Annotated in this window: 17 protein-coding genes; 14 read left to right on the top strand and 3 right to left on the bottom strand. The window is 58.7% G+C overall.

The window, feature by feature from the left end; translation table 11 throughout:
- Positions 1-30 precede the first annotated feature (30 nt).
- Positions 31-1,020 carry a hypothetical protein gene (locus tag J2R80_RS21890; protein ID WP_253639387.1) on the top strand — a complete coding sequence of 330 codons (990 nt, stop codon included), beginning with the start codon at positions 31-33 and terminating at the stop codon, positions 1,018-1,020.
- Between the two features lie 484 nt (positions 1,021-1,504).
- Here the strand turns inward: J2R80_RS21890 and J2R80_RS21895 are convergent, their stop codons facing one another.
- Positions 1,505-2,836: a hypothetical protein gene (locus J2R80_RS21895; RefSeq protein WP_253607791.1), complete on the bottom strand. Its 1,332-nt coding sequence runs from the start codon at positions 2,834-2,836 to the stop codon at positions 1,505-1,507.
- Positions 2,837-3,539: 703 nt separating this feature from the next.
- Positions 3,540-4,724, bottom strand: a complete 1,185-nt coding sequence (locus J2R80_RS21900) for a glycosyltransferase family 4 protein (protein ID WP_253607792.1) — start codon at positions 4,722-4,724, stop codon at positions 3,540-3,542.
- A 708-nt stretch (positions 4,725-5,432) separates the two neighbouring features.
- On the opposite strand from J2R80_RS21900, the gene J2R80_RS21905 reads away from it, so the two are divergent.
- The 9 genes from J2R80_RS21905 (at position 5,433) to J2R80_RS21945 (ending at position 17,231) form a co-directional block, all read left to right on the top strand.
- Positions 5,433-6,074, top strand: coding sequence for a winged helix-turn-helix transcriptional regulator (locus J2R80_RS21905; RefSeq protein ID WP_253607793.1), 642 nt, complete (start codon positions 5,433-5,435; stop codon positions 6,072-6,074).
- An 84-nt stretch (positions 6,075-6,158) separates the two neighbouring features.
- Positions 6,159-8,102 carry an asparagine synthase (glutamine-hydrolyzing) gene (gene asnB / locus J2R80_RS21910; protein ID WP_256527859.1) on the top strand — a complete coding sequence of 648 codons (1,944 nt, stop codon included), beginning with the start codon at positions 6,159-6,161 and terminating at the stop codon, positions 8,100-8,102.
- Positions 8,099-8,899: an ABC transporter permease gene (locus J2R80_RS21915; RefSeq protein ID WP_253607794.1), complete on the top strand. Its 801-nt coding sequence runs from the start codon at positions 8,099-8,101 to the stop codon at positions 8,897-8,899. Before asnB (J2R80_RS21910) ends, J2R80_RS21915 begins: the two co-directional genes overlap by 4 nt.
- Entirely contained in the window at positions 8,896-10,239 is a 1,344-nt protein-coding gene (locus tag J2R80_RS21920; RefSeq protein WP_253607795.1) for an ABC transporter ATP-binding protein, read from the top strand. The genes J2R80_RS21915 and J2R80_RS21920 overlap by 4 nt, the downstream gene beginning before the upstream one ends.
- An 8-nt stretch (positions 10,240-10,247) precedes the next feature.
- Complete coding sequence (locus J2R80_RS21925; protein WP_253607796.1) at positions 10,248-11,111, top strand: TylF/MycF/NovP-related O-methyltransferase; 864 nt, start codon at positions 10,248-10,250, stop codon at positions 11,109-11,111.
- A gap of 43 nt (positions 11,112-11,154) precedes the next feature.
- On the top strand, positions 11,155-13,320 hold the full coding sequence (locus J2R80_RS21930; protein WP_253639388.1) for a methyltransferase domain-containing protein: 2,166 nt from the start codon (positions 11,155-11,157) through the stop codon (positions 13,318-13,320).
- Between the two features lie 122 nt (positions 13,321-13,442).
- Positions 13,443-15,116: a glycosyltransferase gene (locus J2R80_RS43495; RefSeq protein WP_253639389.1), complete on the top strand. Its 1,674-nt coding sequence runs from the start codon at positions 13,443-13,445 to the stop codon at positions 15,114-15,116.
- A 22-nt stretch (positions 15,117-15,138) separates the two neighbouring features.
- Positions 15,139-15,948, top strand: a complete 810-nt coding sequence (locus J2R80_RS21940; protein WP_016847978.1) for a bifunctional 2-polyprenyl-6-hydroxyphenol methylase/3-demethylubiquinol 3-O-methyltransferase UbiG — start codon at positions 15,139-15,141, stop codon at positions 15,946-15,948.
- Positions 15,949-16,055: 107 nt separating this feature from the next.
- Positions 16,056-17,231 carry a glycosyltransferase gene (locus J2R80_RS21945; protein ID WP_253607799.1) on the top strand — a complete coding sequence of 392 codons (1,176 nt, stop codon included), beginning with the start codon at positions 16,056-16,058 and terminating at the stop codon, positions 17,229-17,231.
- Position 17,232: 1 nt separating this feature from the next.
- Here J2R80_RS21945 and asnB (J2R80_RS21950) read toward each other — a convergent pair whose 3' ends face one another.
- Positions 17,233-19,167 (bottom strand): asparagine synthase (glutamine-hydrolyzing), encoded by a 1,935-nt coding sequence (asnB, locus tag J2R80_RS21950; RefSeq protein WP_253639390.1) that lies wholly within the window; start codon positions 19,165-19,167, stop codon positions 17,233-17,235.
- Between the two features lie 385 nt (positions 19,168-19,552).
- Between asnB (J2R80_RS21950) and J2R80_RS21955 the strand changes: the two genes are divergently transcribed.
- From J2R80_RS21955 to J2R80_RS21970, 4 genes are all read left to right on the top strand, one after another.
- Positions 19,553-20,842 carry a nucleotide sugar dehydrogenase gene (locus tag J2R80_RS21955; RefSeq protein WP_028338351.1) on the top strand — a complete coding sequence of 430 codons (1,290 nt, stop codon included), beginning with the start codon at positions 19,553-19,555 and terminating at the stop codon, positions 20,840-20,842.
- A gap of 19 nt (positions 20,843-20,861) precedes the next feature.
- Positions 20,862-21,878: an NAD-dependent epimerase gene (locus J2R80_RS21960; protein WP_253641013.1), complete on the top strand. Its 1,017-nt coding sequence runs from the start codon at positions 20,862-20,864 to the stop codon at positions 21,876-21,878.
- Between the two features lie 229 nt (positions 21,879-22,107).
- Positions 22,108-23,169: a Gfo/Idh/MocA family protein gene (locus J2R80_RS21965; protein WP_253639391.1), complete on the top strand. Its 1,062-nt coding sequence runs from the start codon at positions 22,108-22,110 to the stop codon at positions 23,167-23,169.
- Positions 23,166-23,633: an acyltransferase gene (locus J2R80_RS21970; protein WP_253607801.1), complete on the top strand. Its 468-nt coding sequence runs from the start codon at positions 23,166-23,168 to the stop codon at positions 23,631-23,633. Before J2R80_RS21965 ends, J2R80_RS21970 begins: the two co-directional genes overlap by 4 nt.
- The last annotated feature ends 8 nt before the right edge of the window (positions 23,634-23,641 follow it).

Below are 23,641 nucleotides of genomic sequence, written 5' to 3' on the forward strand. Positions count from 1 at the left end.
GAGCGCCCCCAACAAAGAGCGTCGCCGGCGATGAACTGGCTGAGGACCCTGCCGAGGCTCAGAAGGCCGACCCTGCTGCGGACCGTCGTCGCTATCTTGCTGGTGGCCGTCTCTGCTTCGCAGCTTCTGCCTAGGCAATCGCGAGGCAGGCAAGTTGGTGTACCCGGATACGACTATGTGAGCGGGCGCACACTTAGCGAGATTCCGGACGCCGAACTCATCCGACGTCCTTCTGAGACCGACGATGTCGCCTACGCGAACCGGATCGCGCTCGCGGTGCACTACACTAGCTACAACTGCGAACCGGGCGACTTCTCGTTGACACCGATTGAGCGTGTTCTTTCTGCAACTCTTGCTCAGTTAGCACTAATCGACGCGAGCCTAATTTGGAGCGAGGGCCTTCTTCGGAAACGTACGCTGATATGCGGCTTCTGTGGCCAGCGCGCAGTGATCACTTCCGAGATTCTTCGCAAAAATGGAATTCAAGCGTGGGCGTTTGGTGTCGGTGGCCATGTGCTCGTAAAGTTTGCTGCCGGTGGGCACGACTACCTGGTTGATCCAGACTATGGGATTTCGGCTTACAGGTACGACGTGCGGCGCGGCGTCTTGCGAGCGGAGATTGCCGCGAAGTACACAAAAGCAGGTTGGGCGAACGCCAACGAGATCTACCGCTACGTATCGAGTCGATCCGACAATGAGGACTATTTGAATCCCGAGTACGTTTTGCACATTGAGAACATGCAGGACGTCGTTTTCCACTATGCCAATGCAATCGCAATAGGACTGATCTTGCTGGCTCCGTGCGCTGCTTTTGGTGTTCGGTCAAAGATCGCTCGATCCGCTTCTTGGTCACCTCGTGTTCTGACCGCTCGTGAATATCTGCTTCCATATGCAAAACGCGCAAGTTGGAGGGGCGAGCGGTTCAGTGATCGAACCTCGATGGGAATAGCCGGCTCAACAAACTTGGACGATGAGGAATTCGGAGCGAAACGAAGGGGTCCTTCGCGTCTGGATCAATGACTCGGTAGGCTCGCCCGTTTGTATTCGGGTCGCTGTTGTCGCTCGTCGAGAAAATCAAGGACGATTGCCAATGAGAGTATCGTCCGTTTCCTTTCTCGGCGATATCGACGTGCGTCGTATGAGCTGGTCCGAGAGCGTGACGATCTTCTGTCACTTCAAGCCGAGACCGACTGGGTGCCTCATTGCTGTCCGAGACGGCGCCTGGGATAAGTGTCAGATATTGCCAAGCGTTGCCGCCAAAATGTTTGAATGGCGGGCGGATGAGGCCCGGGTCCGGCTCACGCCAAGGCGGAAGCGTATCGAGGTAGAGCCCGAGCGGAATGTATAAGATCGCTCCAAAAATGGTCGCGAGAACGAGCCTCCGCTGAAATCGCTTCGACATGTCGTGTCCAGTTTGCAGATCAGGATGCGGCGTGGATCAGGGCAAAATGCAGTGTTGGCTCGCACCAAATGCGATCGCTAACCAACATCGACCGCTTGATGGTCATGCGAGGTGCTCTTCAAGCTTCCTCTCGACGGCGACAGACCCACTCTGCGATGCAAAGACTGAGCGCGGCGTCAGATACCATAGCAGAAAAAGTACGGCGGCGCCGTGAGAGAGGAGGGTTGTCGTGAATGGCACGTTCAAGAGGATCTGAGGAAGGATCGCACCAGATACAAGGACGAAGCGAGGAGGAAGGCCCGAGGAAAATCGATTGACGAGAGCGATTACAAGTCCGCATGCCAAAACCGGGATCGGCGCCAGGAGAACGCCGACCGAAGCGATCCCTTCGGTCGCGAAAAGGGAGGCATTGAAATTACCGAGCCGGTAGGCCTGCTGCATCACTTCTCCCAACTGAACCGGATAGGGACAAGAGACGAGGGTTTTGACAAATGTAATCTGGCAGAAGGATGTGAGAGGGTGGTTGAAGAAGAAGTCGTTGTAGATATCCATCGCATTTGAAGGCGTAGCAATCATTCGAAGATTGACGATATCGAGATAGCGCGTGTCGCTTATGCCGAGGATGGCGTACAAGACGACGCCGATAATCAGCGGTACGAATAGCGAGAGCACAACTGCAATTCGGCAATCGAGCAGGCGCGTCAGTACAGCCATGGCCAGAAGCCACACTGGTGTGAAGAACGCGATCTTGTTGAGCGTGATTGGGTAGACAAGCAGCAATAGGACAAGCGTCAGTCCAGCTCGCCAGTAATTCCGCCGCTCCACAAAGCAGGCAAAGGTGAAGGGCAACAGGGCGTTCGAAACGACGCCAATGCAGTAGACGAGCGGGGAGGGCATGTTGATCTTGTCGCGGAAGTCGTACATCTGCCCGAGCGAGACCATTTTGAAGCTATAGCTTGCGGCTATCAGGATCGTGGCCACGCCGACTGCCAAGATAATTGTCAATGCGCGGTAGAAGGTTGTTTCGCTAATCGTGAACACTCGTCGGATCGGAGATGTCACGAGGAGTGATGGCGCCATGAATGCTATCATGGACGCGACGGCAGAGGCTCCGCTGAGCCAGTGATTGTACTCGAAGCGGGAGAAACAATTTAGCCAGAGGTATCCAAGGATCATGGTGTAAAAATAAAAGCTGAGAAAATAACCAAAGCTGAATGGAACGAGGAGGAAAAGGTAGGAGAGAGCAGCAAACGCGGCGATCGTTGCAATCGCCCCGTTGAGCAGTTCGGCATCATAAAAAATATGGAAGTTGCCGTAGCTGCGGCTGAGATAGCCGAGCGAGATGCAGCAGGCGACGATATGGAAGCTGATCAATACGCCCAAGCTCACGCGCGTTGAAATCTTGCCCGCTACCGCGATCTCGTTCGTATTCATGCTGCCAGTCCCGTTGCAGGTCATACGCGGCCGGTGAGTGTGGCTGGCGGCCTGCGGATTCGAAGATTCGAGAACTTAACCTGCTTGGTGCCAAGAGTAAGCCTCTGTTATCTCAACGAAGCAACAATTGCCAACAATTGCCGTGATGACGTTCGTCATCTTTCGCGGATGCGGAGCCTTGCGAACATGGTGCAGCGTATCTTGAGTTCGGCCGGCGCCGCTGCGCGGCTGGGCCGGATCAACGAACCGCGCCGCAATTCCGCGGCGACGCCGTGCTTGCTTCGTTCGCTTGGGCTCTCCCGGTCATCACAGGTATGGCTGGTCCCAGGACCGAAGGCACCCAAGATTTCGAGTGAGCCGAGTTGCTTCCAGAGCGGAACTCTCTGGTCGTGCTTGACGATTGCGTTGTCCTGTAAACACTAGGAAGCAGGTTGACAAGTCGCCAATTGTCGAACGAGCAGCAAAGCAATTCAGCCAGCCTCCGCTTGCGCGGGCGTTTCTGTGGGCGAGTCCCATGGAGGAGTTCATGAGATTTCCTTGGCAACTGCCGCATTCACAGGCCGGCCGCCGGCGCTGGAGCCCGGAGAATAGTGGTGATATCAAGCACGGCACGACACGTTGGCCGCAGCCAGTGAGGGACATCGCTTTGACGCCGGCTGCGTCAGTTCGCTTGTTCAGTGGGCCGCGATCGGCGAGGTCGCGGTTATCGATCGGTTCGGGCGTTCGAAGCGGTCAGTGGTGTCTCACTGCGCGCCAATATGTCACCGTAGAGCTGAGTGATCGTGTAGCCGATGATCCTTGCAGAGAATCGCTCCGACACGCGTCGTCTCGCCGCAGCACCGAACCTCGCCCGCAACTCAGGCGCTTCAGCAAGCCGCAGAATTGCGCTTGCCAGGGCTATTGGGTCCTCGAGTGGTACCAAGAGGCCGGTTTGATCAGCAAGCACAATCTCGCGGCAGCCAGGCGTGTCCGTCGCAATCAGGGGCCTGCCGCAGGCGGCTGCTTCCATCAACGATCCCGGAAGCCCTTCACGATACGAAGGCAATGCCGCGATGTGTGAAGCGCGCCACAGCGAGGCGATGTTGTCGATGTGCCCGAGCCACGTGATGCCCGGTCGTGCGATCCAGGCTTCGATCTCTTCGTGTGACACGGACGATGGATTCGCCGGGTCAGGATTTCCTGCGATGATAAGGTTGATATCGTGTCCTTGATCGCGCAGTAGACCGTGGGCGCGAACCAGAGTGCGGATGCCTTTGTCGACCAGCAGCCGCCCCGCGAATCCGATCGTGATCGGGCCTGCCGGCTCAGGTAGCGGCTGCAATGATTCATCATCAACGCCAGATCCCGGAATCAACGTCATGCGGTCGGGCTTGGCACCGAGCGCCATCAGCGCCTCGCGGTCGTCGGGATTTTGCACGATTGTGTAGCTGCGATTTCGATTGAGCAGCCAAGGCAGCAGTCGGGTCAGGACGCGCTTCAGCAGACGTGACTGCGAACTCGATGACGTGAAGATATAGCCGAGCCCGGTGATCGCATTGACGACGGGGAATCCCCGGTCGAGCGCAGCCAGCGAACCAAAGACGCAGCATTGCACCCCGGAATGGTGCACGATGCTTGGCTTGATCGCGCGCTCCACCTCCCGGATAGCTTTCAGCGCCGCAGCAGCCGTGAGCATCGCCCGTTGACCACGTTGGAAGGGGATCTGGTGAAGTACAAAGTCCTCCGCCTTGATGGAGGCGGCGCCGCTGCTTACATTGGTCGCCACATGAACCTCAAGGCCGGCGTCACGCGCTGCCCGCGCCATTGGCAGGCGATTGAGCAAGAACGCCCAGTCCTCGTTAGCGATGTAGAGGATGCGACCCTTCAGCTTGATTTCTAGGGGATTCATTGATCAGTCGAAGCAGGATTGTCGGAAGCCCGGATGTCATGGGTAATCGGGAGCATGAAAAATCTGTGTCGTCTCGAAGGGAGCGGCAGGACCGCAAGTAGGCCATCAGCATCGTCGCCAACGTCACGAAGGGCCGCAGTCATACCACGGGATGACGCACGTCCACCAGCAGTGCGGCGGCCTGCCGCATGGTTCGGGTGCAACATCATCAGATGGGTACGAAGTTCGAGCGATGCGCTGCTTGTGCCGCCTGGGTCTATCACAGCAGCCGGCTGCTGCTGCGCGGACGATTCGACGCGGTTGCTCTTGATTTGCGCAAGCTCCAACCGCCCAGTACAGGCACCTATCGGATGTGGTGACCGCTCATTCCGAGGCGTCGTTGTTCGTCGACATTGCGGTCAGCGCACTCTGGAATGTTATTCATCGAACGCAACTACTGGGGGCAGGGGTATGGTCAGTCCATTTGGCGGCGTTCGAACGCGGCCGGTGGCAGCGCCGAGCGAATACTATCGGTACGCCGTAGTGAGTGGGCATTTGCATCCAGGCTAAGAAAAGGCGCCCGTCCGAACATGCCAATTTGCAGGCTCAATTAGCTAGCCATAAAATTCTTCAACAAATTCAATGGATTGAATTGTTCACATCGTGAACGTTCGACTTGACGTTCACGGCATGAACGGACTATCTGTCGCCGGCGGAGGGGGAGTCTCAATGGACCACACGTTGCCGGATTCTAGCGGGGAGGATGAACGGATCGTCCTTAATTTGCTGAATTCCGTCGATGATGGCGCGCAATCGCAGCGCCGCATTGCGGAGGAGCTTGGTATCGCGCTTGGCCTCGTTAACGCCTACCTCAAGCGATGCATCAAGAAGGGCCTTGTCAAAGTCAGCCAGGCGCCGGCGCGTCGCTACGCCTATTACCTGACGCCAAAGGGCTTCGCTGAGAAATCGCGCCTGACCGTGGAATATCTGTCGTCCTCTTTCTCGTTTTTTCGTCAGGCCAAGGCCGATTGTGCGCAGGTCCTTCAATTGGCGAAGGCGCAGCATTTCCAGAATCTGGTGCTTTGTGGAAGGTCGGACTTGGCCGAGATTGCCATGCTGTCGGCTGTCGATTGCGGTGTCTCGATCGTCGCAATTGTTGATGAAAATGCAGGCGACACGCGTTTCGTCGGGGTCCAGGTCGTTGCTGGCTACGATCGTGTTGCCATTCCATTTGATGCTGTGATGATCACCGATGTAGCCAATCCCAGTCGGGCTTTCGATGAAGCGGTACGCCTCTACGGACCAGGCCGTGTACTGGCTCCAAGCTTGCTGGGCTTGAATCACCGGGAGCATCAGGATGCAGCGCAATGATTGCGTCAAATACACGTTCCTTGCTGCTCTGCTTTTTTCAGTGATCTGAACAGTGTCTACGGCCAGGGGGAGAGGGGCGCAGTAATGTGCGGCATTGCGGGTTTCATGCGACTTCGGCCAGGCGGCCGCGGGCCTCTATCGCAGCGGGTCCTCGACGAAATGACCGATAGCCTTGCATATCGTGGGCCGGATTCGCGCGGCACTTGGCTCGACAGCGAACGAGGTGTGGGCTTCGGTCACCGACGTCTGGCGATCCGTGATTTGACCCCCACGGGCGCTCAACCGATGACGTCGGGATGTGGGCGGTTCGTCATCGTCTACAATGGTGAGGTTTACTCCCATAACGAGATTGCGGCCGATCTTGAGCGGACCAATCGTCGGCTCAAAGGTCACTCGGATACTGAAATTATCCTCGAGGCCTGCGCGGAATGGGGCATCGAAAACGTGGTGCCGCGCCTGATCGGCATGTTCGCCATCGCGCTCTATGACAAGCAGACTGGCGATCTGACTCTTGTGCGCGACCGCCTTGGAATCAAGCCGCTTTACTGGAGCGTAATTGACGGGGTGCTGACCTTCGGCTCGGAATTGAAAGCGCTGCGCGCTGTTCCGGGCTGGGCGCCAGCCCTGGATCGCAACGCGATGGCTTCGTTCATGCGCCACAACTATATCCCGGCGCCTTTTACGATCTATAAGGATACCTACAAGCTTGAACCGGGCACCATGCTCAAGACCAAGCTTGGCGGCGAAGTTTCGACTGAGTGTTTCTGGAATCTCAGAGGCCTCGTTGAGACGTCGGTAGGCGGCAAATCGAAAATCGACGAGGGCGAGGCGATCAATCGCCTTGATGCTCTGCTGTCCGATGCGGTGAGGCGCCGGCTGGTTGCCGACGTGCCGATTGGTTCGCTGTTGTCGGGAGGGATAGACTCCTCGCTCGTGACTGCGCTGATGGCAGAGACCGCAGATCGAAAGATCAATACATTCTCGATCGGTTTTGCGGAGAAGGGATTTGACGAGGCGCCCTTTGCGCGCGAGGTCGCGCGCCATCTCGGAACTGACCACACCGAATTGTATGCTGATGCCTCGCATGCCTTGGATATGGTTGAGCATCTCCCGCAATGGTACGACGAACCGTTCGCCGACTCCTCTCAACTGCCGACCGCCTTGGTGTGCGAGCTGACCCGTCAGCATGTTAAGGTCGTGCTTTCGGGAGATGGTGGCGATGAATTGTTCGCGGGCTACTCCCGCTATGCCTACGCGCTGGATATGCGAAAGGTCGCCAGCCCCGCCCCAGGGGCTTTGCGCAATGTGTTGGCTCGAGGTCTCCGTGCTGTTCCAAGGCGTGCCTTGGATCAGATCGGCGAGGTGCTGCCGGGCCGCTGGCGGATAAACGGTCTTGGTTCGAAGGTTGAACGGTACGCCCCGGCCATTCTCGAGGGTGATCCCGACACGCTCTATCGCGGGATGCTGAGCCATTGGCACACGCCGGACGATCTGGTGATCGGAGCTTCCGAGACCAAGGGGGTGCTTTGGGATACGCATCTCCCGGCCAGCGTTCCGAATTTTCTCGACCGGATGATGCTTATCGACACTCTCACCTATCTACCTGACGACATTCTGACGAAGGTCGATCGCGCCAGCATGATCGTCGGCCTCGAAGCGCGGGTTCCGCTACTGGATCACCGGGTCGTGGAATTCTCCTGGACCCTTCCAAGGCATATGAAGTATCGCGATGGCGTTGCCAAATGGGCGTTGCGCGAGGTGCTCTATCGCCGTGTCCCGCGTGCACTGCTTGACCGTCCAAAGATGGGATTTGGCGTGCCGCTGGCGGAGTGGCTGAGGGGACCGCTGAGGGACTGGGCGGAAGAATTGTTGGCTGAGAAAAGATTGAAGGACCAGGAATTGTTCACTCCCGCACCGATCCGAGAGCGATGGCAAGCGCATCTGGCTGGCGCGAACTGGGCCTATCCGCTGTGGAATGTCTTGATGGCGCAAGCGTGGCTGTCGGCCAATCCGGAGGTCTCGCTGTGATCGCGGCGCAGTCACTTCTTGGTTCGGTGTACGGACACCGCGAGCTCGTTGCTGAACTCGTGAAGCGTGAGTTGCGTGATCGTCACACCGGACAGCTGCTGGGCGCACTGTGGGCTTATGGCCATCCGCTGCTGCTCATGCTGATGTACTCGCTCCTGTTCGCCTACGTATTCCCGACCCGCGTCGGTAGCAGCGGCGGGCATCCCGATTTTGCCGTCAATGTCTTGATCGGAATAGTCTCCTGGCTGGCGTTTCAGGATTTGCTGGCGCGCTCCACCACGATATTGACCGCTCATGCAAGCCTCGTGAAGCAGATCATTTTTCCGGTCGTGGTATTGCCGATCAAGACTGCGATCGCTTCGGCGCTTCCATACTCAATCGCGCTTCTGTTCACGATCGGCTACGCTGCGGTCAGCGGAACCCTGACCTTCATGGTTCTGGCCGTCCCGTTCCTGATTGCGATCCAACTCATTGCGATGACCGGCGTTGCTCTCATGCTATCGGCCCTCGGTATCTTCTTTCGCGATTTGCGCGACATCGTGACGATCTTCTGTGCGGTCAACCTGTTCGCACAACCCATCTTGTTCAACCCGTATGTGACGCCGAGCTGGATGAATTGGGTTTTCCATTTCAATCCGTTCAGCTACCAGGTTTGGTGCTGGCAGGACGCGCTCTATTTCGGAGCCTTTCAACATCCGGCGGCTTGGATTGTTTTTCCCTTTGGGGCGGTCTCCTGCCTGGCAATCGGCTACGCGGTATTCTCTCGCCTGCAGCACGGCTTTGGTGACGCGCTATGACCGGATCCGAAATCGCCATCCGTGCGCGCGGGCTGCGAAAGGCGTACCGCGTCTATGAGCATGCAATCGATCCGCTGGTGGAAGTTATTCGCCGCGTTCCGCGCCACACCGAGCGCGTGGCCCTTCAGGCCGTCGATCTCGATCTCAAGCGTGGAGAGATTGTCGGAATTCTTGGGCGCAATGGGGCCGGAAAATCGACGCTGCTCAAGATCATCGCTGGAACACTCGAGCGCTCGTCGGGTGATTTGGACGTCAACGGCCGGATCACCGCCATCCTCGAACTGGGAACCGGCTTTCACCCGGACTACACCGGCCGAGAGAACATTTTCATGGGTGGGCTGTGCCTCGGCATGCCCAAGGCGGAAATCGAACGCAAGCTCGATTCGATCATCGAATTTAGCGAGTTGCGGGACGTGATCGACCAGCCATTCAAGACCTATTCGACCGGGATGCAGGCGCGTCTCACGTTCGCCACGGCGATCAGCGTCGAGCCTGATATCCTGATCGTTGACGAAGCTCTATCGGTTGGCGACGCGCGGTTTCAAATGAAGTGCTTCGGCTGGATCCAGCGGCTGAAGCAGAAGAACGCGACGATCTTGCTCGTGTCCCATGATACCAACACGATTACGACTTTCTGCGATCGCGCCCTGATTCTGGAAGGCGGACGAGTCTTCGCGGAAGGCGAGGCCGGGCCGATATCGGTGGTCTATCACAATCTGCTGTTTGGCAAATCGGAAGCGAGCACGGCGACCGCGGCCGAAGAGGCGCCGTCGCCGGGGCTGGAGAACGCGATCAGTCAAAGAACCGTCGAGAATGCCGACGATTCCGAGCTGCCGGCGGAGGAGATCGCGCCGAAGGTTCGATATGGATCGGGTGAGGGGCGTTTGCTCGATTGGGGGGTATTCGATGAGCACGGACGGCGCGCAACGCTCCTTCAGAGTGGAAGTAACTATCGCTTTTCGATGCGGTTTCGGTGCGATGCGGACATTCCGGCACTGTCCTGTGGTTTTGCAATCAAGGACCGCAGGGGAACTGTCGTATGGGGGGCAACCAACCTGACCAGCCATGGCGTGGCGTGGCAAGCCCGTGCCGGTGATGTTCTGACGATAGCGTGCGATTGCACGATGTGGTTGGCGGCGGGCGACTTCTTTCTGACGCTCGGCGCCGCGCATCTCCACGATGGTGCAAAAATCGATTTCGTCGAGGATGCCATTCAATTCCGGGTTGTTGGCACAAAAGGGGCTTTCACGACAGCCTTGGTCAATCTGGAGAGTGAAATCGTGATCTCCTCTGAACAAGAGGATGTCGCCCGGGTAAGCGGAGCTGTCGCAGGATGTTGAAGCGAATAATGGCGCCGTTGCTGGGACAGCGCGCGAAGACCGAGAGCGCGGCCCCGGTGCAACCCGCTCCGGCCCCGGTCTACAGTTCTGATGCTGCGCGGCTGGCGGCGGAGATCGAGAGCCTTGCGCCGGACAAGGCTGTTCAGCTCCTTACGCTCTTGAAGCGTGGGCTGGAGTTTCAATCCTCCGAATTCGAACGCTATCTTTCGGCGGAGGCGCTGACGACAGCCATCTATCCGAAGTTCAAATTCTCCGAATTTGCTCGGATATTCCTCGAGGATGAAGCATTCCTTGCCTACTACATGAGGTTCATGGATGTAGGGAACTGGCATTCGCTTGATCGCAAATATGCGATGAACGAGTTGCTGAAGCTCGTGCTTCATCTCGAAGGCGATGCCGCCGAATGCGGCACGTACAGGGGCGCTACGGCCTACTTGCTGTGCCAGGCCTTCAGGAAGATACCGATGTTGATTCATCTCTTCGACAGTTTCGAGGGGTTGTCCGAGCCGGCTTCCGTCGATGGCACGTACTGGCGAAAGGGCTCTCTGACCGCGGCCGAAGATGAGTTGACGCAGAGCTTGCGAGAGTTCGACAACTATCGGATTTACAAGGGCTGGATTCCCACGCGATTTGCCGAAGCGGCCGACTGCAGGTTTCGCTTTGTGCACGTCGATGTCGATCTCTACCAGCCCACGCTCGACTCGCTTCAGTTCTTCTATCCTCGCATGGTTGCGGGTGGCATTATCCTGCTTGATGACCACGGGTTCAAATCATGCCCAGGTGCGAAACAAGCAGCTGACGAATTCTTCGAATCGAAGGCCGAGAATCTCGCGCTTTTGCCAACGGGGCAGGCCTTCACGATCAAGCAGTAGGGTGGGGCTTAACTGCTTCGTACAATGGTGAGAAAGCTCTGACATGGCTGCGGAACGCTTGAAGTGGACCCCCGAACTGGTCAACCGGTTCTGGGACAATGTGGGGCAAACCCGGCTGACCGAACTCAGTTTCGCGAAGCTTGGCGGCCGTAGTGTCATTACGGCTATTGATCACATACTTCCAAAGCACGGACGCATTCTCGATTTCGGTGCCGGCGATGGCCACCTTCTTCGCTTCATGGCCCAGCGGGGCCTGACCGTGGCGGGATACGAGCCGTCGAAAGGACGCGCGGCAAATCTGCAGCGTGCGCTGGAGAATTTCGATGGATTCCTGGGCGTCGTGGGCGACGACTCGACGGAGACCTTTGATGTCGTAATCATGTCCGAGGTCATCGAGCATGTTCTGGACGAGGTCATGGACGTCACGCTCGATCGTCTGGCGCGCTTTGTGCGGCCCGGGGGCGTGTTGGTCATCACGACGCCCAACAACGAAGATCTCGATTTGGACATGGCGTACTGTCCAGTCAGCAATTTGCTGTTCCATCGCTGGCAGCACGTTCGCTCACTCGATCAATCGTCACTGAAAGCGCTTCTCTCCCGGTTCGGCTTCGATGAGGTGGTGACGCATCAGGTGGGGTTCGACGACAACATCTTTGTCCCGAACGATGCCTTCTGGAGCGGAAAGCCGCTCGTTGATCCTCTGCCGGATTGGCTTGAGAACATGCGCCAGAACAAGCCAACTCAGGCTGGGGCGGGGAATCGACTTCTGTACATTGGGCAGAAGGGGCGAGCGACCGACTATCAGGAGCAATTAACGGCCTTTCAGGCCCTTGCTGCGCAGGCGATGTCGAGCGCGTCGGCAAAGGCGTCGCCGCATCGCAGTGGAATCCTGATGATCATTGGTTCGTTGGGCCCGGGTGGCGCCGAACGGCAAATGGTCGCCTTGGTCGAACAGATCGTATCGAGAGGGATTGATTCAGTTACTGTGGCGCTCGTCCATCCGCCGGCGACGGAACGGGAGAATTTCTTCAGAGCCAGGCTGCAGAAGGCGGGCGTCAAAATCATCGACGGCTTCTCTGCCGCCAAATCTCCGACCGGATCCGGGAAGACGGCGGATCCCGATCCATTTGAAGTGTTGTCGCCGGAGCTCGCTGACGTAAGGGCCTACTACGACGTTCTCTCGGGTGTAAATCCCGAGACGGTGTATCTCTGGATGGACGAAGTGTGCATCAAAGGAGGCATTGCAGCGACCGTACTGCAGATCCCCCGAACATTGCTCTGCTTTCGCAATATGCCATCCTACAATTTCCCTTACTATCACGGGTACCATCGTGATTGTTATCGGTTCTTGGCAGAGCAACCGAACCTGCAGATGCTAAATAACAGCCATGCTGGTGCGCGCGCGTATGCCGCGTGGCTGGAGCTCCCAGAGGGAGCGATCAAGGTCGTGCACAACGGAATTGACCTCGACAATGATGCTGCACCCAAGGTCCTGAGAAAACAATACCGAGCCGCGTTGGGCATCGATGAGAAGATGCTGATTGTTGGCGGTGTCTTCAGGATGATGACGGAGAAACGTCCGTTCCTCTGGCTCGATGTCGCTGCGATGATACGTGAGAAGATGCCGAATGTGCGCTTCCTGCTGGTGGGCAATGGTGCGCGGTTCGATGATGTTCGCGCTCGCGCCGAGCAGCTTGGGTTGACCGGCGCATTGATATTTGCCGATCTGGAACTGCGCCCGGCCGCGGCAATCGCAGCAATGGACCTGTTCTTTCTGGCGTCTCGTATCGAGGGTCTTCCAAACGTCATTCTCGAAGCTCAGGCCCTTGGGGTTCCCGTCGCTACGACCTCCGCTGGAGGCGCTCCCGAGGCTGTGCTGGATGGCAAGACGGGGCAGATATTCAAGCCCGATGCGACAGCGCGGGTTATGGCTGATACTATCGTTGACTTGCTAGGCAACTTGCGCTGGAGAGAAAAAGCTGCGCAACTGGCCCCGCGACAGGTCAAGACTTCTTTTAATATAGAGCTCATGACCGACGGGATGCTGGCCGCCCGCGATGAAATTGCGGTCGGTTCGGCAGTTGATAGCGAGGTTGTTGAGGCGGGTCCGTCGGCTGATCCTGTTGTGGAGAAGGCAGATCGACCGCAACGACCTTGGGCGCTGCGGTGGTTTGCAGCCAAGCTCCCGTCCTGGATCTATCGATCGTGAGCGGGCGACCGGGCCGAAGGTAGTGCCGAACCCATCGTGCGTATTAAGCAGGATCGAGCAAACCCATGACCGCAAGATTTGAACGGGGGCCGGCCAGGCCATTTGTCTAGGGGGCGAAGAACGTGGGCAAGGAGGAACAAGCGACATCGAAGGGCAATGCTGCATGGCGGCCGCCGGCGCGGACCGTTTCTTCCATGTTTGCAATGGGTCCAAAAATCGTGGCGAGGGCATTCGCCGCGGCGGTCCGTCGCAATCTGCCGCACCGCACGATTGCATTTATTCGGCAGTACCGGCCGCGTCGACCTCCAACCGTCACGTTCAAAGATGCGTATTTGTTCGCCTGGTCGAAGATGGCTCGTATTCGGCAGTACCGGCCGCGTCGACCTCCAACCGTCACGTTCAAAGATGCGTATTTGTTCGCTTGGTCGAAGATGGCTCGCTGTCGTCCCTTGTTGGCGCGCGATCCGGCAGAACTCAGCATGGTGGAGCGGGTCGAGCGTGGAATTCTCAAGCTCGTCCTGGCGATGCCTGATGGACGACATCGTCGCGCGCTCAGGCAGTTCGGTATCCAGCTGGAGAGGCAAGGTGTCTCGGCCGCGGGGAGATCGATTGCGCAGCAGCACGGTGTGACGATGATGATCGGCACGCTTGGCCCAGGCGGTGCAGAGCGCCAATTGGTGGTCACGGCGCGGGGGCTTCGCGAAGGCCGGAAGCCAAGCATCCGCGTGGCATGCGTCAATCTATCCTCCCCAGTCAGCAGGTTTTTTCTGCCGGAGCTGGAGTCCAGGGATATTGCAGCCAGCGTCATCGGCACTGAGGTGGACAGCAACCTCGAACCGGCGCGGCGGGCCGTCGTCGATGCCTTACCGCCGGAACTGCGGGACGACGTGGCCCTCTATGCCAAGACATTGGCGGCGCAGAACCCCGAGATTGCCCATCTGTGGCTCGACGAAGTCAACATCAAAGGGGGTATCGCGGCGGTGCTGACCGGCGTGCCAAAGATCATCATCTCGCAACGTAGTTTGCCGCCGATCAATTTCGTTTTTCATCAGCCATACATGCGTGAAAGCTACCGCTGGCTCGCGCGTCAGCCGGGTGTCAAGATGATCAACAACAGTGCGGCCGGCGCGAGGGCTTACGAGGCGTGGCTTGGATTGGCCAAGGACTCGATTGGCGTTGTCCGCAATGGTTATGCCTTTGATGAGTCCGAGCTGGCGGGGTACAAGGCGGATTGCGCCAAGCTCCGACAGCGCGTCGGGATTGAACCCGGCGCGCAGGTTGTGGGGACCGTGATGCGCTTCACCGAGGAAAAGTGCCCCATGCTGTGGCTGGAGATCGCAGCGCTCATCCGCCGGGAACTGCCTGATGTGCGCTTTCTGATCGTTGGAGATGGACCTTTGCGCGCGGTCATGGAGGCTCGCGCGGCTGCTGACGATTTGGCAGGAACCGTGTTTTTCGCGGGCCATCTGAAGGAGTCGATGGCCGCTATTGCCAGCATGGACCTGATGCTTCTGACCTCCCGTGCGGAGGGGCTTCCGAACGTTTTGGTCGAAGCGCAGTTCCTGGGGGTGCCCGCCGTGACGACGCCCGCCGGCGGCGCGCCAGAGGCTGTCAATCACGGCAAGTCAGGGTGGGTTCTCCAAGGCTGGGACGCGGCATCGAGTGCTTGCCAAATCGTGCGCCTTTTGCGAGACGGCCACTGGCGAGAAGCCGCGGCGAAAGATGGTCCTGAGTTCGCGTTCAAGCGCTTCGGGGTTCAGCGTGCGATCGATGAAACGCTCGCGGTGTATGGTTAAACGGATTCCAGAGGACAATTTGATGGACCAGGTAGAAGAGAAGCGCTTCGAGTTCGGAAAGAATTGGCATGACTTCATTCAGAAGAATTTTGACGCGGAGAAGGTTCAGACTTCGAAGCGTCATATCCTTCAGTTCATGGGGCGTTCCGATCTCAATGGCCTGACGGTTATCGATATTGGCTGTGGCAGCGGGCTGCATTCGATTGCCATGCTGGATGCAGGCGCCGCCCGGGTGGACGGCTTCGACTATGATCCGGATTCGGTCCGGGCCAGCAAATTTGTCCAGTCGCAAGCTGGCAACCCTGCCAATTGGACCGCGGAGCAGGGGTCGGTTCTCGACGATGCCTACGTCGCCAAATTGCCGCTCTACGATCTGGTCTATTCGTGGGGTGTGCTGCATCACACGGGCGAGGTCTGGCATGCGATTCAAAATGCAGCCAGCCGAGTGAAGCCGGGAGGACTGTTCTACATCGCACTCTACTCGGCCGACGTGCAGAAAGACCCGACTCCGGAGTTCTGGCTTGATGTGAAGCGCCGATACGTTGCTTCCGGTTGGCTGCGGCGCAGGCTCATGGACGGTTGGTACGTCTGGCGTTTCGAGATGTACCGAGATCCGCGCAATTTGCCCGCGTTCCTGCGGCGGGTGCGGGAATACAAGAAAATGCGCGGCATGAACAAGTTTACCGACATCCGCGATTGGCTCGGCGGCTGGCCCATGGAGTTCGTCTACGACAAGGACGCCATCGATTTTGTCGAGAAGATGGGCTTCAAGCTCGAGAAGATCGCAACCGGCGAAGCAAATTCCGAATTCCTGTTTGTTCGGAATGCGTAGAGGAACGATGCTACGTGCTCTGCCGCATGGGATCGCGACAAGGCGTTCGCGGTCGCGGCGAGGATGTCATTGATTTTCAGACAATGAGCCCACTCCCGATCATATACGTGATCGGCTCCCTCGATGTCGGGGGAGCCGAGCGGCATCTGGCACAGATCATCCCGAGACTTGATCGCGGCCGATGGAAGCCGGTCGTTTGTTGCATGACCGAAAGAGGCAAGCTCGCAGACGGTCTGGAGGCGGCCGGCTTCGAGGTGATAGCCCGTCCGGTCGCGCGGCGTTCCGGCGGCGCGTCTCGGATACGAAGCTTCGTGCGTCTCGCTGAGACGGTACTCTGGCTTTGCCGGGTCATGCGCCGATTTCGTCCGGCAATCGCTCATTTCTTTTTGCCTGGGGCATACATCCTGGGGGCTCCGGCGTCGATTCTGGCTCGCGTTCCCGTTCGGATCATGAGCCGACGAAGCCTCAATTACTATCAGCGCAACATTCGCTTTAGTCCTGCGATCGAAGGCTGGCTGCATCCCCATATGACGGCCATTCTCGGCAATTCAAACAGCGTGGTGCGCCAACTGCATGATGACGAAAACGTCCAGGCAGATCGGCTCGGCCTGATCTACAACGGCATCGATTTCGCAAAGTATCAAAAGTCTTCGATGGTGCGGCAGGGCGTGCGTGCCTCCCTCGAAATCGATCAAGACGCGCTTGTTTTCATTATGGTGGCAAACCTCATCCCTTACAAAGGACATCAGGATTTGCTCGTGGCCTTTTCGATGGCTTGCCCTCATTTGCCCGCCGGCTGGAGGCTCTTAGTGGTGGGGCGCGACGACGGAATCGGCGGGGCGCTGCGTGAGCAAGCGACGAATCTCAAAATAGCCGACAACGTGCTCTTTCTCGATTCAAGAAGCGACGTGCCTGATCTCCTGTGTGGCGCGGACATCGGTGTTCTGTCCTCGCACGAGGAGGGGTTCTCGAACGCGGTGCTCGAGAGCATGGCGGCCGGACTTCCGGTGATCGCAACCGACGTGGGAGGAAATCCCGAGGCGAATATCAACGGAGAAACCGGGTTCATCGTGCCGCCGCGTGATCCCAAAGCGATGAGCAAGGCAATACTTCTTCTCTCCGCGGACGGGGCATTGCGCGCCAGAATGGGCATGAAGGCGGCAGACCGGGCTGAAAAGACCTTCAGCCTGGATGCTTGTGTGTCGCGCTATGAGGATCTTTATCGCGGCTTGCTGGAGGGCAAGATTCCGAATGATATCCCGAGCATCCGGCTTTCGAAGTAATCTATCCCCACCGTTCACGCCAGGCTTCGAACATCAAGACGTCCCAGAGCGCGTATTGCCAGTTGCGCTTGCGCGACAGATGCTCGGTCCAGTGCCGGCGAATGAGCGCGACGTCGAAGAAATCCGTCTCCCGCAACCGCTTCTCGGAAAGCAGATTTTCCGCCCACTGCCGCAACGGCCCGCGCAGCCATTCGTCGAGTGGAACAGAAAAGCCCATCTTTGGACGCTCGACGAGATTTCTCGGGACGTGACGGTACAGAACCTGACGTAACAGCCATTTGCTGACGCCGCGCCGGATCTTGACGGAGTGCGGGAGCCGCCAGGCCATTTCGACAACGCGGTGATCGAGCAGCGGCACTCTCGCTTCAAGAGCGACCGCCATGCTCGCACGATCGACCTTCGTCAGGATATCGTCGGGAAGATAGGTCACCGAGTCGAGGAATTGCATTCGATCGAGCAAGTTCGGAAAGTCGGTCCGTACGGAATTGTCCCACAAGACCCCACGGGCTTCCGCCACGCCGGGCGCAATGCTATCCGGGTCCCAATGGCTGATCAGCTTTCTGTACAGCTCATCGGCATCGTTCAACCCGAGCACGTTCGCGAATTTATGAAGCTTGTCGCCCGGCAGTCGTGGATAGCTGTGCTCCGGAAGGTAGTCGAAAATCGCGTTCCATCGCTCCGAGCTTACCGAAGTCAGGCCCGCTGCGAGTGCCTTTCGCGCGGGGGTCGGCACCAGCGAAAGCATCCTCCAGGAACGCCGGGTCAGCTGATATCGATTGTAGCCCGAGAAGAGTTCGTCGCCGCCATCGCCCGAAAGTGCGACGGTGACGTGCTTGCGTGTCATCGCCGAAACCAGGTAGGTCGGAATCTGTGACGAGTCAGCGAACGGCTCGTCGAAGATTTCGGAAAGCTTCGGTACGACCTCGAGCGCTTGCTGCGAGGTTGCGATGAGTTCGGTGTGCTCGGTTCCGAGATGCTTGGCGATCGCAGCGGCGTGAGGTGCCTCGTTAAAGGCCTTTTGCTCAAAGCCGATCGAGAACGTCTTTACCGGTCCGACGTTTGCGGCCTTCATCAACGCGACGACGGTCGATGAATCGATTCCGCCGGAAAGGAATGCGCCGAGCGGCACGTCCGCCATCGTTCGCTTGCGGATGGCATCGACAAGAAGCGTCTCGAGTTGTTCGACCAGCGACGCCTCGTCTCCGGAGAGCGGGTTGCTCAGGCCGTCGAGAGCCACCTGCCGGGCATCCCAGAACTTATCAATTTGTTGTTCGCGGCCGAATTCCAGGGTCAGAATAGTCCCCGGCTCGAGTTTGTAGACATCCCGATAGATGGTGTGCGGAGCCGGAATATAGTTGTGTCGCATGAACGAGGCGACCGCCGCCGGTTCGATCCGCGGCGTCCATCCCGGATGCCGGCGCAGCGCCTTGAGCTCCGAGCCGAACATGAACAGCCCGCCGACCTTGGCCCAATAGATCGGTTTGATGCCGAGTCGATCGCGAATGAGCTTCAGGGTTCGCTCTTGCCTGTCCCAGATCGCGATCGCAAACATGCCGATCAGTCGGTCAGCCGTGGCGCGGATTCCGTATCGCGCGAACGATTCGAGCAGGACCTCGGTGTCCGAGTGTCCGCGAAAACGGTGGCCGGTCGCTTCGATCTCGGCTCGGATTGGAAGGTGGCTGTAGACCTCGCCATTGTAGACCATCACGAAGCGGCCATCGGCCGAGTGCATGGGCTGGTGTCCGGCGGGCGAAAGATCCACGATCGACAGGCGGCGGTGAACGAGGGCAACACCAGCTTCGGCATCGACCCATATGCCGTGGTCGTCGGGACCGCGATGTTCCAGGCTGACGTCCATGGCGTCGGCGATGGATTTAAGCTGTTCGACCGATGTCCGACTGCTGGGGTCCGCGAGAAATCCGGCGATTCCGCACATCGTGCCCTACTGGAAGGCTTGCAAATCGGTCAGCGGGCAGGGGCCGAGCCAGGAAGATTGCCCGTCCAGCAGAATTAGCTCATATCGCATCTAAACCACGACAATAAGACGGCATCCACGGTTGATGACCTGGCTCAGGCGCGAACCAATAGGCGCGAAGGTTATCCCGAGGGAACCGGATAAGGCAAAGTTGGCGACGCCGGTATTGGGTCGACGAAGCTCAGAGGTTAATACGCCTTCGTATTCTCTTTAGGTCGCCCTGGCAATAGCGCTCATCTTTTGCGGCAGAATCCTTGGTATCTTAAGGACTTTCGCTCTTGCGACGTCGGCTGTATGGCGGCTAAACAACCGGCCTCGATGGTACGCCTGAGCCGGAACTTCCTTTATGTCACATTTCCGAAAGATTGCAGTTATTGGGTTGGGCTATGTCGGCCTTCCCGTTGCGGTTGCCTTCGCCCGCAAAAGAATACCCGTCGTTGGTTTTGACGTGGACCGCAGCCGTGTTGCCGAGCTCAGCAAGGGATATGACCGTACGCGTGAAGTCGACGCCGAAGATCTTCGCCATCCGTCGCTGACGTTCTCCGTGGATTCGGTGGCCATCCGGGACTCGGATTTCTTCATCGTCACTGTGCCGACGCCAATCGACGATGCGCACCGGCCGGATTTGGGGGCAATGATTGCCGCATCGCGCACGGTCGGCGGTGCGCTCAAGAAGGGTGACATCGTCGTCTACGAATCGACGGTTTATCCGGGCGCGATCGAGGAGGAATGTATCCCCATCCTGGCCGAGGTCTCCCATTTGAAGCCGGGCGTGGACTTCACGGTCGGGTACTCTCCCGAGCGGATCAATCCCGGTGACAAACTGCACCGTTTCGAGACCATCATGAAGGTCGTCTCTGCTCAGGATCCGAAAACGCTCGACATCGTTGCTAATGTCTATGGGTCCGTCGTAACGGCCGGCATCCATCGCGCACCTTCCATCAAGGTGGCCGAGGCTGCCAAGGTCATCGAGAACACGCAGCGCGATCTGAACATCGCGTTTATGAACGAGCTATCGCTGATCTTTCAGGTGCTGAATATCGACACTGGCGACGTTTTGGCGGCCGCGGGCACAAAATGGAATTTTCTGCCGTTTCAGCCCGGCCTCGTTGGCGGCCACTGCATCGGCGTCGACCCCTACTATCTGACTTTTCGTGCCGAGCGGGCGGGCTACCATCCGGAGGTGATTCTGGCCGGTCGCCGGATCAATGACGGCATGGGTCAGCGCATTGCGCGTGAATGTGTTCGAATGCTGCTTCGCGGGAAGGGCAAGGGGGGCAAAAGCACCGTCACGGTACTTGGCCTGACCTTCAAGGAAAATGTCCCGGATACGCGCAACTCCCGTGTGGTCGACATCATTCGTGAGCTTGAGACATTTGGTATTCACGTTCAGGTGCACGATCCTCTCGCGAATGCGGAGGATGCAAGCCATGAATATGGGCTGACGCTGACTGATCTCGATGACCTGCGCCCGGCGGATGCGGTTATCCTGGCCGTCGCGCATGATAGCTATCTCGCCGGTGGCTGGCCGCTCTTTCAGCGCCTATTGGATGGCGGCACGGGCCTCATTCTGGATGTCAAAGCGAAGCTCGACCGTAGCGTAGCTCCCGCCGGCATCGAGCTCTGGCGGCTATAGAACAATGGCTGAGAAAGCGATGTCGCACGATACACCACTGGTCACTGGAGCTGCCGGGTTCATTGGCTTTCATGTTGCCCAGCGCCTCTTGGCGGCGGGCCGCAAGGTCGTCGGCCTGGACATCGTCAACGACTATTACGATCCTCAACTGAAGGAAGCACGTCTCGAGATCCTGAAGCGCGACCCGAACTTCACTTTTGTGAAGCTCGATTTGACTGATCGCGCGGGTATCAAGTCGCTCTTTGCCGCGTATCGTTTTCCTGTCGTTGTCCATCTCGCCGCCCAAGCCGGCGTGCGCTACTCGCTGGAGCATCCACATGCCTATGTGGATGCAAACCTGGAAGGCTTCATCAATATTCTTGAAGGATGTCGCCACAACGGGTGCGGACACTTGCTGTTTGCATCATCGTCATCGGTCTACGGCAGCAATACAAAACTGCCCTTCTCGGTGCATGACAATGTCGACCATCCGATCAGCCTGTACGCCGCGTCAAAGAAGGCCAATGAGTTGATGGCGCACTCGTACAGCCATCTGTACGGCATCCCTGCTACCGGCCTGCGGTTCTTCACGGTCTATGGTCCGTGGGGCCGCCCGGATATGGCCATGTTCATTTTCGCGAAAGCGATTTTGAGTGAAACGCCGATCAAATTGTTCAACAACGGTGATATGCGCCGTGACTTCACTTTTGTTGACGATATCGCCGAAGCGATCATCCGCCTCATGGCGCGGCCACCTCAGGGGCAATCAATCCCCCCCACAGCCACGCCCGATCCTTCGAGCAGCAGGGCGCCCTGGAAGATCTACAATATCGGCAACAATAACCCCGAGGAGCTCTTGCACGTCGTCTCTCTGCTGGAGAAGGAGCTCGGCCGGAAAGCAATCAGGGAACTGCTTCCGATGCAGCCCGGCGATGTGCCGGCGACCTATGCAGACATTGAAGATCTGGCGCGGGACATCGGATTTCGGCCTGCGACCAGCATCGAGGATGGGATCGCGCGATTTATCAAGTGGTACCGCGAGTACCACAAGGTTTGACAGGGAGCCGACATTCGGGCGTCGGCGCGGATCGGGCTTGCTCCCCACTGCCCGGCGACGAACATGGCGGAATCGGCGTGCCGTCCGCCACCTGATCGGCGCATGGCCTTGCTTTATCCCGGGTTTTCTGGGTAATGGAACGCTACCGTGCGGCTCGCAAGGCCGCTTGTTCCCTCGGCTCTTCGGCTGGTTGCACTGGCCAGCCACGAGACAAGACAGGGCCTGTTGCATGATCAGATTTGGCCTGCTCGGGTGCGGGCGTATCGCCAAGCGTCACTCGGATCTCCTGGGTGGCAATCACATCGAAGGAGCGAGCCTGGTCGCGGTCTGCGATCCGATCCGCGCGCGCGCCGATGCGGTTGCCGGGAAGTTCGGCGTTGCGGCCCATTACGACATGGACGAATTCCTGGCGCGGAAGGACATCGATGCCATCGCCGTGCTGACGCCGAGCGGTCAGCACCCCGCGCATGTGATCGCCTGCGCGAGGGCCGGCAAGCACGTCGTGGTCGAGAAGCCGATGGCGCTGCGTCTGCAGGACGCCGACGACATGATCCGGGCCTGCGACCAGGCCGGCGTCAAGATGTTCATCGTCAAGCAGAACCGCTTCAACGTGCCGGTAGTCAAGGCGCGCGAGGCGCTCGACGCCGGCCGCTTCGGCAAGCTCATCCTGGGGACGGTCAGGGTGCGCTGGTGCCGCGACCAGGCCTATTACGACCAGGACGATTGGCGCGGCACCTGGGCCTATGACGGCGGCGTGCTGACCAATCAGGCGAGCCACCATGTCGACATGCTAGAGTGGTTCTTCGGCGACGTCGTGAGCGTGCATGCGCGCGCGGCAACGGCGCTGGCCAACATCGAAACCGAAGATACGGCCGTCGCAACGCTGAAGTTCCGCAACGGCGCGCTCGGGATCATCGAGGCGACCACCGCGGCGCGCCCGACCGATCTCGAGGGCTCGCTGTCGATCCTGGGCGAAAAGGGCACGGTCGAGATTTCGGGCTTTGCGGTCAACCAGATCCGGCACTGGCGCTTTGTCGACGAGCTGCCGTCCGACAAGGACGTCGTGGAGAAGTTCTCGGTCAACCCGCCCAACGTCTACGGCTTCGGCCATCAGGCCTATTATCACCATGTGGTCGATTGCCTCGAGAACCAGCGCGCCGCGCTGGTCGACGGGCTCGAGGGCCGCAAGAGCCTGGAGCTGATCTCGGCCCTCTACGAGTCGATCGAGACCGGCGAGGAAGTCGCGCTGCGCTTCACGCCACGGCTAAGCCGGCTGGGCGTCGTTTCGTGAACCGGCCGGACGTGCATCAGGCCAACGTGCGCGATGTCGCGTTCGGCGAACGCGTCAAGATCGTCGAGCCCTGCAACCTCTATGGCTGCAAGCTCGGCGACGACTGCTTCGTTGGCCCCTTCACCGAAATCCAGAAGGGCGTGATCGTCGGGGCGCGCACCCGCGTGCAGTCGCATGCCTTCGTCTGCGAGCTCGTCACCATCGGCGAGGATTGTTTCATCGGGCACGGTGTGATGTTCGTCAACGACACGTTCTCCACCGGCGGCCCGGCGCGTGGACGCAAGGAGCTGTGGCGCGAGACGGTGATCGGCAACCGGGTGTCGATCGGCTCCAATGCGACGATCATGCCGGTCAGGATCGTCGACGACGTCGTCATCGGCGCCGGATCGGTGGTGACCAAGCACATCACGACGCCTGGCACCTATGCCGGCAATCCGGCGCGCCGGCTGCTGACAAGCCAATAGGGCAATAG

This window comes from Bradyrhizobium sp. USDA 4541 (assembly GCF_024171085.1).
GTDB lineage: Bacteria > Pseudomonadota > Alphaproteobacteria > Rhizobiales > Xanthobacteraceae > Bradyrhizobium > Bradyrhizobium australafricanum.